The 18,699-nt window shown below is 57.8% G+C and carries 11 protein-coding genes; 8 read left to right on the top strand and 3 right to left on the bottom strand.

The window, feature by feature from the left end:
* Nucleotides 1-276: 276 nt before the first annotated feature.
* Genes AAEZ10_RS08535 through AAEZ10_RS08545 form a run of 3 tightly spaced genes read left to right on the top strand, consistent with a single transcriptional unit; the run spans nt 277 to nt 3,083 of the window.
* Nucleotides 277-1,383, top strand: coding sequence for a GGDEF domain-containing protein (locus tag AAEZ10_RS08535; protein ID WP_073471934.1), 1,107 nt, complete (start codon nt 277-279; stop codon nt 1,381-1,383).
* Nucleotides 1,376-2,311, top strand: a complete 936-nt coding sequence (locus AAEZ10_RS08540) for an iron-sulfur-binding ferredoxin reductase (protein WP_350568776.1) — start codon at nt 1,376-1,378, stop codon at nt 2,309-2,311. Before AAEZ10_RS08535 ends, AAEZ10_RS08540 begins: the two co-directional genes overlap by 8 nt.
* 28 nt (nt 2,312-2,339) lie before the next feature.
* Complete coding sequence (locus tag AAEZ10_RS08545; RefSeq protein ID WP_350568778.1) at nt 2,340-3,083, top strand: enoyl-CoA hydratase-related protein; 744 nt, start codon at nt 2,340-2,342, stop codon at nt 3,081-3,083.
* Between the two features lie 137 nt (nt 3,084-3,220).
* Here AAEZ10_RS08545 and AAEZ10_RS08550 read toward each other — a convergent pair whose 3' ends face one another.
* Both AAEZ10_RS08550 and pyk read right to left on the bottom strand, forming a co-directional pair.
* Complete coding sequence (locus AAEZ10_RS08550; RefSeq protein ID WP_071173391.1) at nt 3,221-4,516, bottom strand: hypothetical protein; 1,296 nt, start codon at nt 4,514-4,516, stop codon at nt 3,221-3,223.
* A gap of 201 nt (nt 4,517-4,717) precedes the next feature.
* A complete protein-coding gene (gene pyk / locus AAEZ10_RS08555) occupies nt 4,718-6,169 on the bottom strand; it encodes a pyruvate kinase (protein WP_024014116.1) in 1,452 nt (483 codons plus the stop codon).
* Nucleotides 6,170-6,341: 172 nt separating this feature from the next.
* Between pyk and AAEZ10_RS08560 the strand changes: the two genes are divergently transcribed.
* Together AAEZ10_RS08560 and AAEZ10_RS08565 are read left to right on the top strand one after the other, a co-directional pair.
* Entirely contained in the window at nt 6,342-6,728 is a 387-nt protein-coding gene (locus AAEZ10_RS08560; RefSeq protein ID WP_125917090.1) for a tetratricopeptide repeat protein, read from the top strand.
* A 231-nt stretch (nt 6,729-6,959) separates the two neighbouring features.
* A complete protein-coding gene (locus tag AAEZ10_RS08565) occupies nt 6,960-7,319 on the top strand; it encodes a PilZ domain-containing protein (RefSeq protein WP_073471945.1) in 360 nt (119 codons plus the stop codon).
* A gap of 92 nt (nt 7,320-7,411) precedes the next feature.
* Here AAEZ10_RS08565 and AAEZ10_RS08570 read toward each other — a convergent pair whose 3' ends face one another.
* The gene (locus AAEZ10_RS08570; RefSeq protein WP_350568782.1) at nt 7,412-7,789 is read right to left on the bottom strand and encodes a DUF6124 family protein; all 378 of its coding nucleotides are present in this window, start codon (nt 7,787-7,789) and stop codon (nt 7,412-7,414) included.
* Nucleotides 7,790-8,246: 457 nt separating this feature from the next.
* On the opposite strand from AAEZ10_RS08570, the gene AAEZ10_RS08575 reads away from it, so the two are divergent.
* The 3 genes from AAEZ10_RS08575 to AAEZ10_RS08585 all read left to right on the top strand — a co-directional run bounded on the left by AAEZ10_RS08575 (nt 8,247) and on the right by AAEZ10_RS08585 (nt 18,648).
* Nucleotides 8,247-11,438 carry an Ig-like domain-containing protein gene (locus tag AAEZ10_RS08575; protein ID WP_350568784.1) on the top strand — a complete coding sequence of 1,064 codons (3,192 nt, stop codon included), beginning with the start codon at nt 8,247-8,249 and terminating at the stop codon, nt 11,436-11,438.
* 200 nt (nt 11,439-11,638) lie between these two features.
* Nucleotides 11,639-14,857, top strand: coding sequence for a hypothetical protein (locus AAEZ10_RS08580; protein ID WP_350568785.1), 3,219 nt, complete (start codon nt 11,639-11,641; stop codon nt 14,855-14,857).
* A 143-nt stretch (nt 14,858-15,000) separates the two neighbouring features.
* Complete coding sequence (locus AAEZ10_RS08585) at nt 15,001-18,648, top strand: Tc toxin subunit A (RefSeq protein WP_350568786.1); 3,648 nt, start codon at nt 15,001-15,003, stop codon at nt 18,646-18,648.
* Nucleotides 18,649-18,699 lie beyond the last annotated feature (51 nt).

Here is an 18,699-nt window from a genome sequence, read left to right on the forward strand (position 1 = left end):
GGGATTTATCCCCGCTCGGCTGCGCAGCAGTCGTAAAACCTGTGAGCTCAGTGTGATTGACAGGTTGCAGGGGGCCACTTCGCAGCCCATCGAAGAGAAATCCCCTCACCACAGGGACCTGGTGCGGGCATCAATGCAGCTCATTCAGGTCATGCATTTGACGTCAATTTTCGAGCCCGAAAATCGGTGGTCATTTAGCGACCGGCCCTCTAAAGTGGCATCCGGTCTGTAGAGTAGGACACTCGGTCAGCCTCCTATCGCACGGTGAGTCAACGATTGACCCATAACGCCATTCAACGCCTTTTGCTCAAACGCTTCGCCCTCGCTGCGGCCACCTACGGATTGGCTTTGCTGCTGCTGTGGCTGGCGTTTTTCACCGGGCATTATCAGCAATCGCTCAGTGGAGTGGCTATCGGCAGCGCTCTGGTGGTCATCAGTCAGGCGAGCCTTTTCGCCATGTTCTGGAGCGGGCGCAACCAGCGCTTCGCCGACCCCAGCCTGACCGAAGCGCAAGTGCTGATGGGGCTGGGCTGGCAGACGTGGCTGATCGCCCATGTCGACGAGGCACGCGGCGCGTTTCTGGTGTTCTATGTGCTGATCCTGCTGTTCGGCCTGTTCCATCTCACCCGACGGGTGTTCATCCGCTGCGCGCTGCTGGTGTTCTTCAGTTTCTCCGCGATTACCCTGTGGGACGCTTACCACTTCCGCTTGGCCGAGCCTGCGCTCGCGGCGTTGCAAGTGTGCATTCTGGCGATGGTTTTGGCGTGGCTGGTGCTTTACGCACGCTTTGTCCAGGTCTCGCGGCAACGTCAGCGTCAGCGCCGGTTTGCCTTGCAGGCGCATCAGGACACCCTGCGCGGGATGATGCGCCAGCTTGAAGATCTGGTGGCCACCGACGAACTGACCGGGCTGTTCAATCGCCGGCATTTCCTGCGCATCGCCTCGCGCGAGCTGAACGCGCTGGATAGCGACGTGATGCACGGGCTGGCGCTGATCGATCTGGACCACTTCAAACGCATCAACGATCTGCACGGCCACGCCGCCGGCGATCAGGTATTGCAGGCGTTTGCCGGTGTGGCGCAAGCCTGCCTGCGCGACGGTGACGTACTGGCGCGCTATGGTGGCGAAGAATTCGTGGTGCTGGTGCCCGACTGCGATGCCGAACGCCTGACCGCGTGTTGCGAGCGTTTACGCATCGCCTTCAGCGAGGTGGAATTGATGGGCCTGCAAGTGCGCAACCTGAGCCTGTCGGCGGGCATGACCCTGCTGTCCGTTGGCGATGATCTGGATGAGGCGTTGCAGCGTGCCGATCAGGCGCTGTATCGGGCCAAGCGTGACGGGCGCAATCGTTGTGCCGCCGCGTGGGAGAACGTCGATGCCTGAATTGCGTGTCGGTGATCGGCAGTGGACGGTTGAAGCGGGCAGCAACCTGCTCGACAGTCTCAATCAGAACGGCGTCGCCGTGCCCTACAGCTGTCGCGCCGGCAGTTGCCACGCCTGTCTGGTGCAATGCATCCGAGGTGTGCCCAGCGACAACCGCCCGGATGCCTTGAGTGCCGAGCAACGTCAGGACGGTTGGCGCCTGGCCTGCCAATGCCAAGTGGTCGAAGACTTGCAGGTGCATACCTTCGACCCGATTACTGACGGTCTGCCGGCCTTGGTCGAAGCGCTGGACTGGCTCAGTGACAGCGTTCTGCGCCTGCGCCTGACCCCGCAGCGGCCATTGCGCTACAGCGCCGGTCAGCATCTGGTGCTGTGGATCGGCCACATCGCCCGCCCTTACTCGCTGGCGAGCCTGCCGCAAGAAGACCGCTTTCTGGAGTTTCACCTCGATTGCCGCCAGCCCGGCGAATTCATCGATGCCGCCCGCAAGCTGCAGATCGGCGACTCGATCCGCCTCGGCGAGCTGCGCGGTGGTGCTTTGCACTATGACCCGGACTGGCACACGCGCCCGCTGTGGCTGCTGGCCGCCGGTACCGGTTTAGGCCCGTTGTTCGGTGTGCTGCGCGAAGCCTTGCGTCAGGATCACCAAGGCGCCATCCGCGTCATTCACCTGGCCCATGACGAACGCGAGCACTATCTGGCCAAACCCCTTGCCGCACTGGCCGCGCAGCGGGAGAACCTCAGCGTCGAGCTGTGGACTGCGGCCGAGTCGGCCGCCGCTTTGGCGCAACTGCGCCTTGTTTCCCGGCAGACCCTGGCCTTAGTCTGCGGCTCGACGGCCAGTGTCGACGCCTTCGCCAAGCGTCTGTACCTGGCCGGATTGCCGCGCAATCAACTGCTGGCCGACGTGTTTGTGAGCCGTGGTTGAGCGCTGATTTTCAGACGCGAGACACGCCATGACCGAAGCCATCCTGCTGGAACGCGAACGCGGTTTGCTGACCCTGCGCCTCAACCGCCCGGGCAAGAAAAACGCCCTGACCCGCGCCATGTACAGCCGCCTCGCCGAAGCACTGAAACAGGCCGACGGTGACCCGGCAATCAACGCCGTGCTGATCACTGGCAGCGCCGAGTGCTTCACCGCCGGCAACGACATCGCCGACTTTATCGAGCAACCGCCGAGCGACCTCGACAGCCCGGTGTTCCACTTCATGCTTAACCTGCTCGAATGCCGCAAACCAGTGATCGCCGCCGTCGCCGGTGCAGCGGTAGGCATCGGCACGACGATGTTGCTGCACTGCGATCTGGTCTATGTCAGCCACGACGCCAGGCTGCGCATGCCGTTCGTCAACCTCGGATTGTGTCCCGAATTCGGTTCCAGCCTGATCCTGCCGCGTTTGCTTGGGCAGGCGAAAGCGGCTGAGTTATTGCTGCTTGGGGAAGGCTTTAACGGCGAACAGGCTGCGCAGTGGGGGATCGCCACCGAAGCGCTGGACAGCGGTGAAGCGGCGTTGAGCAAGGCGCGAGAAGTGGCGCTGCGGTTTGATGAATTGCCGGCCGAAGCGGTGCGCATCAGCAAGCAATTGATGCGAGCGCCGGATCGGGATCTGCTGCGCAAGGTGATCGAGGAGGAGGGTGCGTTGTTCACCCAGCGCCTGCGTTCGCCGGAGGCTGTGGCGGCGTTGAGCAGGTTTTTTCGGTGACGGTCAAGACGCCTTCGCGAGCAGGCTCGCTCCCACGGGGGAACGCATTTCAAAGTTGGTAGCGAGCCTGCTCGCGAAAGGGGTTGACCAGACCATAAAACTCTCAATCAGGGGCAGCCGGTAAACTCGTCGCCAGGTCACTCGATCAATCCACGGCCGACGCATTGAACCCGTTGCCCGTCGACTTGCCTTTGGCCGAGGAACGTCATTTTACCTTCACCGATTGCAACCCCAGTCCAGATCCCCCTCTCCAGGTCGAACACTCGCCAGCCTTTGCCATCCGCAAAATCCGTGTCCAATTTGCCGTCATCGGTGAATCTGGCAATAACATGGTTAAAACCAGAGGACACTTGACTCAGCCCGGCAACAAGTATGTGTCCGCTGCTCTGGATGGACGCGTCAAGCCATAAGGTGTCAATGCCTTGCAGTCTGCTCAGAAGTGGTTTGCCTGCGTTGAACTGGATGTTGGGTTTGCCGTCGGATTCCCGGCTGATCAATACGCCATGGTGTGCAGGCTCGGTATACCCAACGGATAACAGCCGCTTATTCGTCTGCCCGATAACTTTCAAGACATTGACGCTCAGCGAGTTTTCTACTGGATCCATCACTTCAAAGCCATCAACGGCGAACGAGTCATCAATTTTCCCGGTAGCAGTCAAGCGGTTGAGTACTGCCCGGTAAGGATTATTGCCACGTACACAGCCCGCGAGCACGTAGGTCCCATCCTGTTTTGCCAATAGATCGTATAGCTCCGTGTGAGTGAAATTCGGGTGGAGAACATAGGCGATTTCTCCTTCGTTAAATTCAATATCCCGTGTGCCGTCAGGCAAGAGTCGAATGACGGCTGTCGCTACTTTGTTTCCATCCCGATCTACGGTGGTATGCAATACGATCTTGCCGTCAGGCAGAACGGTCGACCGCTGGCTACCGGTTTTTGAGTTCGCTGCGTTGGGTAGTTGCTGGTGCTTCTGATCTGCCGTGTCGTCATCCGAGAGGTAAACAGCGACTTTGCCGGTTTTGTTGAATGCCGGATCAAGGTTGCCAGCGACGTCGAGACGCACGACTCCTATGGCACGCTTAAGGTTAGCCTGAAAGAAACTGCCGATGAGCAGCAGTTTGCCGTCGGCCTGTTCCACTATTTCGTTAGCGAAGGAATGCGATCCTTCTCCGTCCTCAAATTGACCGGTTACGTAGCCACTCTGGCCAAATTGAGTGTCGTGTACGCCATTGCTATCCAGTCTGATCAAGTAGTAGGCATCACCGTTCGATTGGCCTACGCTTCCCGCGATATAGGTGCGCCCTGATTTGTCGACCATCACCCCCCGCAGGACAAGGTCTCCTGAAAAATCGGGAGGTTTTTTCGGAGTGGCAACGCCCTGATTGCCAAACGTTGGGTCGAATTTACCTGGCGAGATGTTTGCCGCAACGTCCATCTTCAATCCTCCTTGATCACGAGTCGTGCCCAGTCTTGAGTGGTTGGGTGGTGAAGTAGCACGCTAGTCAAGAATGGCTCTCGCAACAACTGACAGAACTGACAGTTGACGTTCTGTGAAAACTGGTTTTCAGCGACATGCAGACAACAAAAAGCCCCGCCATTCACATGGCGGGGCTTTTGCGTTTCAGCGGCCGGTCACTCAGACCTGCGGATCACCGACATGCAGGATCTTCATGCCGTTGGTGCCGCCAGTGGTGTGGTAGCTGTCGCCCTTGGTCAGGATGACCCAGTCGCCTTTTTCCACAACGCCGCGCTTGGTCAGCTCGTCGATGGCTTTCTGGCTGACTTCGTGCGGTTCCAGCGAGGCCGGGTCGAACGGGATGGTGTAGACGCCACGGAACATTGCTGCGCGGGCCTGGGCTTCGCGGTGCGGGGTGAACGCGTAGATCGGCACCGAGGAGCGGATACGCGACATGATCAGCGGGGTGAAGCCGCTTTCAGTCAACGCGATGATCGCTTTGACGCCCGGGAAGTGGTTGGCGGTGTACATGGTCGCCAGCGCGATGCTTTCGTCGCAGCGGCTGAATTCCTTGCCGATGCGGTGGCTGGAGGTCTTGCCGGTCGGGTGTTTCTCGGCGCCGACGCAGATGCGCGCCATCGCCTGCACGGCTTCCAGCGGGTAGAGACCAGCGGCGGATTCTGCCGAGAGCATCACAGCGTCGGTATAGTCGAGCACGGCGTTGGCCACGTCGGACACTTCGGCGCGGGTCGGCATCGGGTTCTGGATCATCGACTCCATCATCTGCGTCGCGACGATCACCGCTTTGTTGTGGCGACGTGCGTGCAGGATGATTTTCTTCTGAATGCCCACCAGCTCGGCGTCGCCGATTTCCACGCCGAGGTCGCCACGGGCAACCATCACTGCGTCGGAAGCCTTGATCAGGCCATCGAGGGTTTCGTCGTCGGCCACGGCTTCGGCGCGTTCGATCTTCGCCACTAGCCAGGCTGTGCCGCCGGCCTCGTCACGCAGTTGACGGGCGTATTCCATGTCGGCGGCGTCACGCGGGAAGGACACTGCGAGGTAGTCGACTTCCATTTCGGCGGCGAGCTTGATGTCGGCCTTGTCTTTTTCAGTCAGGGCCGGGGCAGTCAGACCACCACCGCGACGGTTGATGCCTTTGTGGTCGGACAGCGGGCCGCCGATGGTCACCACGCAATGCAGCTCGGTGGCAGTGGCGGTTTCAACGCGCATCACCACGCGGCCGTCGTCGAGCAGCAGCTCGTCGCCCACGCCGCAGTCCTTGACCAGATCCGGGTAGTCGATGCCGACCACTTGCTGGTTGCCTTCGGTCAACGGATGGCTGGTGGAGAAGGTGAACTTGTCACCGATCTTCAGCTCGATCTTCTTGTTGGCGAATTTGGCGATACGGATTTTCGGGCCTTGCAGGTCGCCGAGCAGGGCGACGAAGCGGCCGTGCTTGGCAGCGAGGTCACGCACCAGCTTCGCGCGAGCCTTGTGCTCGTCGGGGGTGCCGTGGGAGAAGTTCAGACGGGCAACGTCCAGACCAGCCAGAATCAGCTGTTCGAGAACTTCCGGCGAGTTACTGGCCGGGCCAAGGGTAGCGACGATTTTGGTACGACGGACGGACATGCAAAGACTCCTGAGTTCAAGCGCAGGCAGAGGCTACTATGCTCGAAGGGTGTAGTCATTGTTCGAATGCACTACTTATCGTTTTCTTTATTGAACGTGGCAACTTCGGGACAAACGCGCCTGAAGATTTTCGACCAGGGGTCGATACAGAGCACAAGACAGGAGAACCCCCATGCGATTGTTGCCCATTGCCGTCCTTGCCCTCAGCGTCCTCGCCGCGACGGGCTGCACCCGTTGGTCGATGAACCATCATTTGAACAACGCCTACAGCGCCTATGAACGTGGCAATTGCGAGCAGGTCATGCTTGAACTGTCCAAAGTAGAACGTGCGAGCCGCGCCCGCCCGTACGTGTGGCCGGAAGTGTCGATGATGCGCGGCCAGTGCCTGGAACGGCAGAAGCTCTACATCGACGCGGTGCAGACCTACCAGTTCATCATCGCTTCGTACCCCAACAGCGAATACGCCTATCGCGCCCGCGCGCGTCTGGAAACCTTGCAGAGCCTGGGCCATTACCCGACACGCAGCGCCGCTGCGGTGGTGCGGCCGACACGCTTCTGACGGTACTGTCGTACAAAATCTGGCCGTCTGTACAAGCTCCGCTATAGTCAAGGAAACCGCTTGCGAGGCTTGTCTCGATGGCGGCGCAACACCTGCGACTGGCAGTGGTAAAAGTGACGGCGATTGTCGCGACCGTCACACCGGAAGCGGGGAGAGCGGGCCTGCCTACAGGCTCGTTCCGAAGCACAGGTGCGGCTCCCTGGCGGAGCCCTGCATGGCGTACAGCACATCATGTTTACCGACCGCCGGATCGAACGGCACCAGTTGCCGTATTACCTCAGAGTGTTCAATAGCATCACCGACAAACCCGTCGGCTTTCTCGGCAACGTGTCTGCGGACGGGCTGATGCTGATCAGCCAGTTGCCGATGATGATCGGCGCAGATTTCCAGTTACGCCTCAAAATCCCCGCCCGTGATGGCAGCCAGCAAGTCATCGATTTCAGCGCCTGCTGCGTGTGGTGCCATGAAGACGCCACGCCGATGCATTACGACGCCGGTTTCATCCTGCGGCGTGCACCGGCGGAGTTCGGCGAGCTGGTGCTGGCGCTGAAGCAGTACTTCAGTTTTCAGCCGTTGCCGGCTTCTGCCTGAACAGCAAAAGATCGCAGCCTTCGGCAGCTCCTACAGGGGAACGCATTCCAGATGTAGGAGCTGCCGCAGGCTGCGATCTTTTGATCTTGACGTCACGCCACCGCGATCGCCCGCTCCTGATCCAGCGCCTTCTCCGCCAGCAATAACCCCATCTCGCTCAACTGATAGATCGCCATCGCCAGATGTCGCGGCTTGTCCTCGAGGCTGTCCGCCAGGTCGAGCAGCAGAATGCTGACCGAAGAAAAGGTTTCGTAGGTTTGAATGGCCATCGCTTCGGGGTTGATGTCGGGCGCGACCATGAACATCTGCATGCCGCGATCGACGGAATTGCACGACGGCGCAGCGCCGGGTTTTTTCAGGTGGTGATCGAGGGCTTTTTCAGCGGCCTCGTGGAGTCTGGTGGAATCGGGGGAAGCGTAGGGGGAGGTTGAGTCTTCGGTTTCAGGGGGATTGGGTGTTGGTTTGATCATGGTGATAACCCTTGGTTGGGGCCTTCACCCCTCGCGACTAAACGAAAGGGTGGCGGCTGGACGCAGGTTAGTCGACCGGGGGTATCACCAAAAACCGGCGCGCCGAAGCGCCCTGCGTACAGCCACCATCGAGTGCGGGGATAGGGATTACCCGACTGGATGACGCTTATACACCTTGATGACAAACCCCCGGGCGACTAAACCCGACCACTGATTGGCAGCGGCACGGATCACGTTACGGGGCAGCTTCAAAGCGCACAAGCCGGCGGATTCTGAGTGATGTGTAGGCAACGGCGCAACTTGATGTAGCCGCGTGTTAACGGCTGAAGGACGTCAGCATGTTGCGGCGTGGGAATAGTTACCGCTGATCGGGACTGTCAGATTTTACAGGTGTCATTTCATGCTTACGGTTCTTCAATGAAGCACCCAGGTACCGACGGTATAAGGAAGCTCAATCATGTCCGACCATGAGAACCCAGGCTCCAGTTCTCCAGAAGATGGCCCGTTTCCTGAGGACCATCGCTCTTCCCAAAAATCCGATGATCCGATTTCCGAAGAGCCGGGAATCTTGGTCGCGGATTTGGAGTATGAGGCCGGCTCCGGGTCACTGTTAGTAGATACCACGATGGACTTCAAGTTTCGTATACCGGTAAACGATGGCCGCTATCACAAAGTTCATCTGGATTTTCACGGAGCCGATAATTACTACCGGCGTATCACTGAAAGTGCATGGTTGGGGGGCGTCTGGCACAGTATTCGAGTCGAAGACCTTCCCGAGAGTGACCTGCAGGTCAGAGTTGATGGAAGATGGCATTACGTTGATCAATGGTCAAGGTGGACACCGCGGACTTTGCTGGTCAGAAAGGCTGCTCGCATTGCTAGCAATCGTACTGTGACTACAACGGTTCCAGGCCTCGCCGGTAAAAGCAGCAAAATCACGCTTGAGCGTCCCAATTCAGGCACTGTACTGAGCACAACGACCATTACCAATGGCTACGGAAATTGGACTGTCACCCTCCTTGATAATGTCCCCCAGGGTTTACAGGATTTCATCATCCGTGAGGAGTATGGAAATACGCAGGGGCGCTACGCGGGGAAAGCGTCACTGACCGTACTCAAGCCTGTAACGCTCACGCCGTTGCCGCAGGTTATAAATACACAAACGCCGCAATTTGCGGGTACAGGCGGTCTGCACCAAGCGATGACGAGAGTGGATGTTTACATCAAAGGCACATCGATCAAAGTATTGGCCGACGCAAAGATCGAAATTGATGGGTCATGGGGTGGTACCAGCACTTATACGTTTGCGTTCGGCGAAAATTATTCTCTAGTCGCCAGTCAAAGATACGATGGCGCAACATCTGTGCCGTCAGTCCAACGAAATTTTTATGTCATTGACCCCCCCCGAATAACGTCTCCTGGATTGACGCAGACGGTGGACATGACATCGACGTTCACAGGCACTGTCGTCGCCGGGATCTCCAGTGCTGTTGCCGTGCGTTCGGAAAACACCCAAGCTCAAATCAGCATCCCAACCGATGCCGCTACAGGCGCATGGTCTGCATCTTTCACGCTGACACCTGGTCCGCATTCAATTGTCGGCACGCATACCTATTTGGGAGTGACATCGCTGACCAGCCAACCCTTCGGCATACGGGTACGCACGGGCAAGCCGACGGTCACATACACGCAAGCCAATGAAACGATCACATTTTCCGGCACCGGACATTTCGACGAGAAGCTCAGAACCGAAATCGAGTTCACTATCCTCGAAAGTCCAGCCGGCCCAATGCCGGTCGCGCCTCCCAACGCACAAGTACAGCGCAACGGCACTTGGAGCACCGCCGTAACGGGCTGGAAACTTGGCACCTATGAAATCAACGCCGTCCAGAAGATCAGAGACAACGCCGGCGGCTGGATCGACTCGCTGCCGCTGACCTTTGAGGTCAAAAACATTCTCCCCGATGTCAGTGACGTGCAATTCACCAACGACTACCAACCGACCTTCAGCGGCAAAGGCTTCAACGGTGCCACGGTGTATCTGCACAGGCCCAATAGTGGAGATCACGAAGCGCCTCCAGTTGCGGTCAACGGCGGGCAATGGTCAAGCAAGGCTTATACGGTCTGGGGACCGTCGTTCGAGCGTGAGGTACACATAAAGCAATTTCTCAACGGTCATCAGTCGCCCAACTGGTTTGTCCTCAAAGTCACCATCCCGCCGCAGGTCCCTGGCCTGAACGAGCCTGAAGATGACGGACTTTCGCCCAGGTTCAGCGGCACGTGCTGGCCGGGTGCAACCGTGAACATCCGGTACAGCGACGAAACCGACATTGTGCATCAGGGTGTCGTCATTGGTGACACGTGGCAGTTCAGGCGCGACAAGGATTTTGCCCTGGATATTTCCCATACCGTCACGGTAACCCAGCTCGCCGCGCAGCAAACTTCGGAGCCGGCTTCCAGAACCTTTATTGTCCGGAGGCCGATGGTCACGCCAGTGATTACTCAGCCGCCGGACGGCTCGGAAGTCGGCCGTGTCGTAACGGTCGTGGGCACGATGGGAATGGTGGGTGCTACCTTGCAACTGCGTGACAAACGGTTTGGCCGTCCGTTGGGAGAGCCGAAAGTATTGAGCCAGGACGGCGACTGGTCGATTGACCTGAGCCTTCTGGAATTCAGGCTCTACACCTTCGACGCACAGCAGACACTGGACGGTCGACCGTCGCTGTACAGTGACGAGCATGAATTGACGGTGGTCCTGCTGCCGCCAGAATTTCTCCAGCCGACACAAAACGGCAAGTTGCCACGAACCGCGTTACTCAAGGGCACGGGCATGAGAGGCGGGGCTGTCGAAGTCTGTCTCCAAGGGCTCACCGAACCTCTGCTCAGTAATGTCGTTGTCGACTGGCAGGGCATTTGGCAAACCGAAGTGACGTTGCCGGTGGGCAGCCAAACAATCTGGGCTCGGCAAAGGTTCATGGATGAAAGCGGCACACTGCAGGAGTCGAAAGACAGCGAGCCGCTGCACTTTGACGTCGTGCCGGCCGCCCCCTTCATTGAAACCCCGGTCGAGGGCAACGCCATCGGGCAGCAAGTGGTGGTGTGCGGTTTTGGCGTGCCGGGCGATACGGTTACGGTGACGCTGGTCGGTGCCACGCGCTCAGAGCCGGCAAGTGGAATCGTGCAGGAAAATCGCACCTGGTCAGTGATGCTCGCTGCGAGTCCGCCCGAAGGGGGGCTTTATCGGCTGGAGGCAGTCGCATCTCTGGACGGGTTCGAATCATTTGAAACCCTGCGCTCGGTCATTTTGGGTACTTTTGTGCCAGCCCTCGACGAGCCGGCGCCGGGACGCTGGGTCAGCCATCCAGTGCAGTTCAGCGGCAAGGGCCGCCCGGGCGTGGGCGCCGTCGTGAGTTGGTACAACCCGGATGTGCAATGGGTGCCGCAGCTGCCCGTGGACGGTGAGCAATGGCGCGGAGACGCGGCGCGGGCACTGCCTCTGGGGGGGAACTGGTACCGATTCCGGCAGACTCTGACTGACGCAGCGGATGACGCAACGATGTCCGATTGGGCGGACAGTGCGCGTTTTGAAGTCGAAGCCGCGCGCCTGATCAGCCATGCCGGGCGGCGTTTCATATGTACAAGTTGGTGAACTCTGAGTGATGTGTGGCAACAACGCAAGCTGATGCAGTCGCGTTTAATGGCTGAAGGACGCAAGCATATTAAGGCGTGGAATAGTTACCGCTGGTCGGGACTGTCAGGTTTTACAGGTGTAGCGAGGCGACGCATCGGTATTCAATGAATGTGACCTGTTTTATCTATCAGCCAGCTTGCCCTTTCTGAGATCCGGCCATGGAACAAGATGATGGTATTAAAGATCCTTCCGACAGCTTGCCCCCGAAACAAGAGGTAGTCTGCGCTGAGGAGATCGGAACGGATGTGGCATTTGTAACCCATGAGCTGCACGCGGAAGAAGACGGTAGGTGGGCGCAGCTTCGAGTGAGCTATGCCTACTCCTACGATGGTTCGACATTTACTTGCATCGTGTCAGCGTACAGAGCAAAAGAGAATCGACGTTATGAAGGGAATGTAAAATTCTATCTTTCGTTGGTTAGCGGTGAAGGTAATGTAAGAGAACTGACGGGCAGTGCTCGCCAGACCGGTGAGTGGATCGATCTTGATGAACCCTATCGAGAAATGATTATCGCCAATCAGAGAAACGTAACAGTGGGGTTCGATTATATTTATGATGTAGATAACGCAAGTGATCCGGTTCTGAAAACCTACAAGATCGCCAATTATCGGATGCCCATTCCAACCATCAGTGCAATCCGAAACTTCACATCTTCAACTTTCGCTGTCAAGGGTACGGGGGCAATATACCGTTATACTGTTGTCCTGGACGATGGGCGCGGTACGATTGGGGCAGAAGAGGCTTTCTACGATCCTTGGTCAGTGCCAGTCACCGTGGCGGAAAACAAAAATTCTCTAACGTTTCAAGCATATCAAATGTACGCTGGTAAGGTTTCCGAGCGGACTGCTTATAAAACAGTCTACCGGGCTCGAATAACTTACCCGACAGCTAATGCGTTTGTTCTGGCAAAGGATCTGCTTTGTTTCAGAGGTATGGCTGCGCCGGGTACTGTTATCAGAGTGGTTGGGCACTCAAATCACTATGATAATTGGAGCGACGTTATTACTGTCGGAGATGCCGGTACGAGTTGGGAGGCTAAGACAACAAAGGTCCCAGTAAGTGGTACGTTCTCGGTTACCGCTCAACTCAAATCACCGAATATCAGTCATTTTTATACTGAGGCCGCGACTTTCAGAGTCATGGGTGTGCCGTCAATATCCAAACCACCTGAGTTGGCAATCCATGATCCAGACTTCCTCCTGAAAGGAACCAACGGCCTGGCTGGCGCGCGATTGAGAGCATTTTTCGATCTGACGAATGATTCCGTTCCTGGCTGGGAAGTCGTTAGCGATGTAGACGGGCCGTGGGAGGGGATGATCAAAGTGCCGCCAGGGGCGATCAGCCTTGTTGTCGAGCAGGATCTGGATGGCGTGTCATCCGGACGCAGTGCACCACAAGCCTTCAGGATTCGCCCGCCCACCCTGCAACAGCCCACCGTCACCTTCGCTGGAACTACAGTAACTTTCTCCGGCAAGGGTTATTACGATTCCAAACGCAAATCTGAAATCCAGTTCACCGTCAACGGGGGGGCGGTGCACGTTCCCACGCCCGCAAATGCCGAAGTGATGCCGAGTGGCACATGGAGCACCGCAGCGCAGGAATGGACTGTCGGTACCTACAACGTTACCGTCATTCAAAAAATCGCTGACAACGCCAGCGGCTGGATCGAGTCGCTCCCGCTGACCTTCGAAGTCAAAAACATCCTCCCCGATGTCAGTGAAGTGCAATTCACCAACGACTACCAACCGACCTTCAGCGGCAAAGGCTTCAACGGCGCCACGGTGTATCTGCACAGGCCCAATAGCGGAGATCACGAAGCGCCTCCAGTTGCGGTCAACGGCGGGCAATGGTCAAGCAAGGCTTATACGGTCTGGGGACCGTCGTTCGAGCGTGAGGTACACATAAAGCAATTTCTCGACGGTCACCAGTCGCCAAACTGGTTTGTGCTGAAAGTCACCATCGCGCCGCAAGCCCCAGGCCTGAACGACCCTGAAGATGAAGGGCTTTCGCCAAGGTTCAGCGGTACGTGCTGGCCGGGTGCAACCGTGAACATTGAGTACAGCGACGAACCCGGCATTGTGCACCAGGGTGTCGTCATTGGTGACATGTGGCAGTTCAGGCGCGACAAGGATTTTGCCCCGGATATTTCCCATACCGTCACGGTAACCCAGCTCGCCGCGCAGCAAACTTCGGAGCCGGCGTCCAGAACCTTTATTGTCAGGAGGCCGATGGTCACGCCAGTGATTACTCAGCCGCCGGACGGCTCGGAAGTCGGCCGTGTCGTAACGGTCGAGGGCACGATGGGAATGGTGGGTGCTACCTTGCAACTGCGTGACAAACGGTTTGGCCGTCCGTTGGGAGAGCCGAAAGTATTGAGCCAGGACGGCGACTGGTCGATTGACCTGACCCTTCTGGAATTCAGGCTCTACACCTTCGACGCACAGCAGACACTGGACGGTCGACCGTCGCTGTACAGTGACGAGCATGAATTGACGGTGGTGCTGCTGCCGCCAGAATTTCTCCAGCCGATACAAAACGGCAAGTTGCCACGAACCGCGTTACTCAAGGGCACGGGCATGAGAGGCGGGGCTGTCGAAGTCTGTCTCCAAGGGCTCACCGAACCTCTGCTCAGTAATGTCGTTGTCGACTGGCAGGGCATTTGGCAAGCCGAAGTGACGTTGCCGGTGGGCAGCCAAACAATCTGGGCTCGGCAAAGGTTCATGGATGAAAGCGGCACACTGCAGGAGTCGAAAGACAGCGAGCCGCTGCACTTTGACGTCGTGCCGGCCGCCCCCTTCATTGAAACCCCGGTCGAGGGCAACGCCATCGGGCAGCAAGTGGTGGTGTGCGGTTTTGGCGTGCCGGGCGATACGGTTACGGTGACGCTGGTCGGTGCCACGCGCTCAGAGCCGGCAAGTGGAATCGTGCAGGAAAATCGCACCTGGTCAGTGATGCTCGCTGCGAGTCCGCCCGAAGGGGGGCTTTATCGGCTGGAGGCAGTCGCATCTCTGGACGGGTTCGAATCATTTGAAACCCTGCGCTCGGTCATTTTGGGTACTTTTGTGCCAGCCCTCGACGAGCCGGCGCCGGGACGCTGGGTCAGCCATCCAGTGCAGTTCAGTGGCAAGGGCCGCCCGGGCGTGGGCGCCGTCGTGAGTTGGTACAACCCGGATGTGCAATGGGTGCCGCAGCTGCCCGTGGACGGTGAGCAATGGCGCGGAGACGCGGCGCGGGCACTGCCTCTGGGGGGGAACTGGTACCGATTCCGGCAGACTCTGACTGACGCAGCGGATGACGCAACGATGTCCGATTGGGCGGACAGTGCGCGTTTTGAAGTCGAAGGCGCGCGCCTTTTCACAACAATTCCTGAAGCCTGACTTCCGACGAACGGTTATAAAACCTGTCATAAATGACAGTCGACTAAACGGCTTTCGCAGCGCTAAATCGTGCTTACTGAATGTGCAGCCCGACGAAGGATGTCCGGCTGTGCGGGCCAGTTGTCGCCTAAAGGAATCTGATCATGGTTGATTCGCGCCGTCCCGCCCTGCAACTGTTCGACCAGTTGTTCAGCGAGAAACAACGAGCACAGGACGTCGGACTGCAGAACCTCGAGACTTACCTGGAAAACGGTGGATCAATTTATCCACTGGTTGAAAAGGGTGTTCAAGGCATGCTCCAGGAGCACCCGCAACTCAGCTTTGAGCAAGCGCAACAATTCTGGCGCGGCGCCAACAGCATAGCCACGTCTCAGCGGCGCCAGTTTATCGAGAGGACGCTGAGGGGGAACAGGGACGCGCCAAAGCGCAGCTCCAGCGGTTTGCTATCGATCGTGGACGGTCCCAATTATCACGCTCTGATCGGTACCGATTTTGCTGCACTGTGCCCGCCAGATGCGCTGGAGTCCATCTGGTCGCCAGTAGCCTATCTGATCGACTTGTTGCGCTGGGTTCGTGACCGTCTGGAGGGCATCAACAAGGAAGAAAAATATGCGCTGCATAACCGGCGCACGGATTTGCTGGCACTGAGCGTCGACTTCAATGCGGTTTATCAGTCGATCTCGTCTGTGGACATCATCGTCGAGGTGCTGGAGAAATTCATTGCGGCGAACACGGATGTCGAGTCGATCGAAGACGCGCTGATCGCAGCTCGCTACCCCAACGGCCTGCCTTATTACCAGCATTGGGTCACGATTGATGGTATCGCGCAGGTTCATGATCTGTCGGTGGGCGATTTTGAGCACCGGGTCGACCTTGCTTATCCGTATTTTCTGCAAACCAATGGTCGGGGTGCCAATACTGCAAAGGGTTTCGCCCACGCTTCGCGGCTTGGCCCTTATCAGCGCCTGTTGCTGACAGAAACCCGGGCGGATTTCGAAGATCGCGAAAGTTTCTTTGCGCATAACTTTGGTACCACCAAGCTCGACGAATACCGGTTACTCAATCAGGTGGTGTTCCTGGGTGAGCGCACCAAGCTCGACAGTCGGCAGATCGAAGCCCTGCTGTCGATTGGCGACTTTGCTCCGGTGCGCTCGACCAATGTTACCTATATGGATGACAAGCCCGAGCATCCGGAAAGCGAGCGCTCGGGGTCAATCTATATCAATGACAACACTGCGCCGGCGGTGCGTATCGATAATGCAAGCGAGCTTCGGCATCGATTGACGGCAAATCCCGACGAGTCCATCGGGTTCAATCGTTATGACCGACTGAATAGGATGGTGCGCCTGGCGAGCTGGACCGGATTGCCGTTCGATCAGGTAGACGTAGTGTTGGCAGCTGCCATCAGGGCGACTGCGCTCGGCAATCGGCCTGAAGACTCTTCAGACAAAATGGAAATAACCAATGGCGTCGTGCATGCACTTGGCTTGTTTCAAAAGTTGCGCGAGCGCTACCAATGCACTGCCGCGGACTTCGCGGTCTTTATCGGTGAGATGTCGGTTTATGGCCGCGGCGAAGCGCTTTCGCAGTTCGATCAGTCGTTCAATTTCGAATCAGGCTATCGCGAACCTTTCAAGCTCGACAACGGTGCGTTTGCGGTAACACCTGTGCCTGGCATGGTGGATCTGACCATCAGCCAGCTCTGCAGTGGCCTGGCGATTGATCCGCAGACTTATTACGTTCTGGCGAAAACAGTGGCCAAGGCTTACGGCTTGACCGAAACACTGAATCGCAACGCAGCGATCATCTCAAGTTTTTATCGTTTGGTGTCGCTGCCCCGGCTGTTGAACATCACACCGGTTGAAGGTGTACTGATGCTGTCGATGCTGGGCGGCGATGAGTGGATCAACCGCTTCGCCGGTGTCCCTGTCATTCACGATGTTCCGGACGGTTTACCGGATGCGCTGGAACTGATCGAGGCTATGCAAAGTTGCGTGCAGTGGTGCGTGCAAAACAGTCTGCCGGTGTCGTGGATGTTGCAGCATGCGGTCAACGCGCCACCGGTACAGGAACTGTCCGAACAGGATGAGCAGTTTTTCGAGCAGATTCGCAATTTGCTGCCGACGGCACAGCTGTCCAATAGCACTTTCCTCATGGCTGGCGTACCGACCGCCGGTGCTACTGACTGGATCGAATTCCTCGCGACGTCCGCCGACAGCCTGGGGCCGATAACCGATTTGTATGGGCTGATCCTGCCCTATGAGCAAGACGCTGAAACGTATCCGGCCTTCGTCCTTCAAAAGATCTCATGGGCGGTCAATAGCGCCTTGGGTGAGATCGAGCCAGCATTGCGGCAGAACATCATCACCAGCATGGTCAGTGCTTTTCTACAGATGCGCGATGCTCAGACTTCGCTGGTAAGGGAGACGCTGGCTTCATACGCCGGCGTGGGTGTGGATCAAGCGTTGCTGGTCCTGGATTGGGCAGGCGTCACGGTGCATCAATTACTCCTGCATGTATTGGAGCGAACCGATACGCAAGCCGAGGCGTCCGGCCGTACACGCGACCGAGCCGCAAGCGCATCATTTGATCTGCTGGCTGAAATTCGCCGGCGCAGTGAGGTGGTGTCGACACTTGGGTTAAGCGCCGCGCTGTTGCAGGAATATCTGGATAGCGGCTACAAGGACTGGCTTGTTCAGGCCGACAAACATACGTTGACGGTGCGCACTCTTTATTACCTGACGACGCTCACTCGCGCTTTTGCCCTCGCTTCAGCCGCGAGCGGCCAATCGCCACAGAAGCTTTTGGATTACCTGCGTCAGGTCAACGCATTGCCGGCAGTCAGTGGTGATGCGAAAAGGCTTGCGCAACAGGCGTCTGCCATCAAGCTGGCGAATTTTTTTGGCTGGAGCGTGCAGGACGTGCGCGAATGTGTCAGCCGCATCGATGTCGACGGGATTCTGAAGAACCTCAGCCAGCTCGATTTGTTGATGCGCGTGCTGACGCTGTCCACCGCGACCGGTATGGATGCCTTAACGATTTTTCTGATCGGTAATCTGCCCGAGACGGTCGATAAAAGTTCCTACGCCAAGGCCGCTGAACATGCCCTGCTCGGCGAGTCCGGTGCGCAGGCGCCAATTGTGCATGCACCGGGCGACGTCACAGGGCTGGTCACGATGACGTGCGAAGTGGTGGATAACAGCACCGTTGTGGCCAATAAGCCAGGCGAAAAGGTCACTTACAAGGTGACCCTCAAAGACGCCAACGGGGAGCCGCTGAGTGGCGTCACCGTCCATTGGCGCGCCACATTGGGCACCATTAAAGACGACACCACCCTGATCGACGGGACGCTTGTGGCTGAGTTTATTCCCGGCAAGGTCATGGGTCACGACACGCCAGTGCTCTGGCTGGATTTGTTCGAGCCGCAATATGCCCCTTCCATCGAGATCACAGCCGATTTCGCTACGCTGTTTTTCCCGCTTGAGGAACTTTCACCTACGCCTCTGGATACAGTGGAATACGGCCATGAAGTAGAACTTTATGCGGTGCTGGAAGACGCCTACGGAAACCGCGGACAGAACTCGCTGGTGGAGTGGTTCTGGACAATCGAAGCGCCCGCGAAGAGGGATGCCGTCACTATTCGGCCGGCGCAGGGTTTCACTGATCGGCAGGGGCTTACACGGGTTTTTGTTTCAAGCAGGACGGGTGGCACATTCGAGTTCAGTGTTCGTACTCAGTCTGGGGAAAGCGAAAGAATATTCACCAATGCCATCACGTTCGCCCGGAGCTAGTGGCAGGACGTTGCGTACTGCCTGGCGAACGTTTGTCCCCGGGCCATATTC

This window comes from Pseudomonas sp. H26/SER47-MNA-CIBAN-0231 (assembly GCF_040310465.1).
Classification (GTDB): domain Bacteria; phylum Pseudomonadota; class Gammaproteobacteria; order Pseudomonadales; family Pseudomonadaceae; genus Aquipseudomonas; species Aquipseudomonas atacamensis.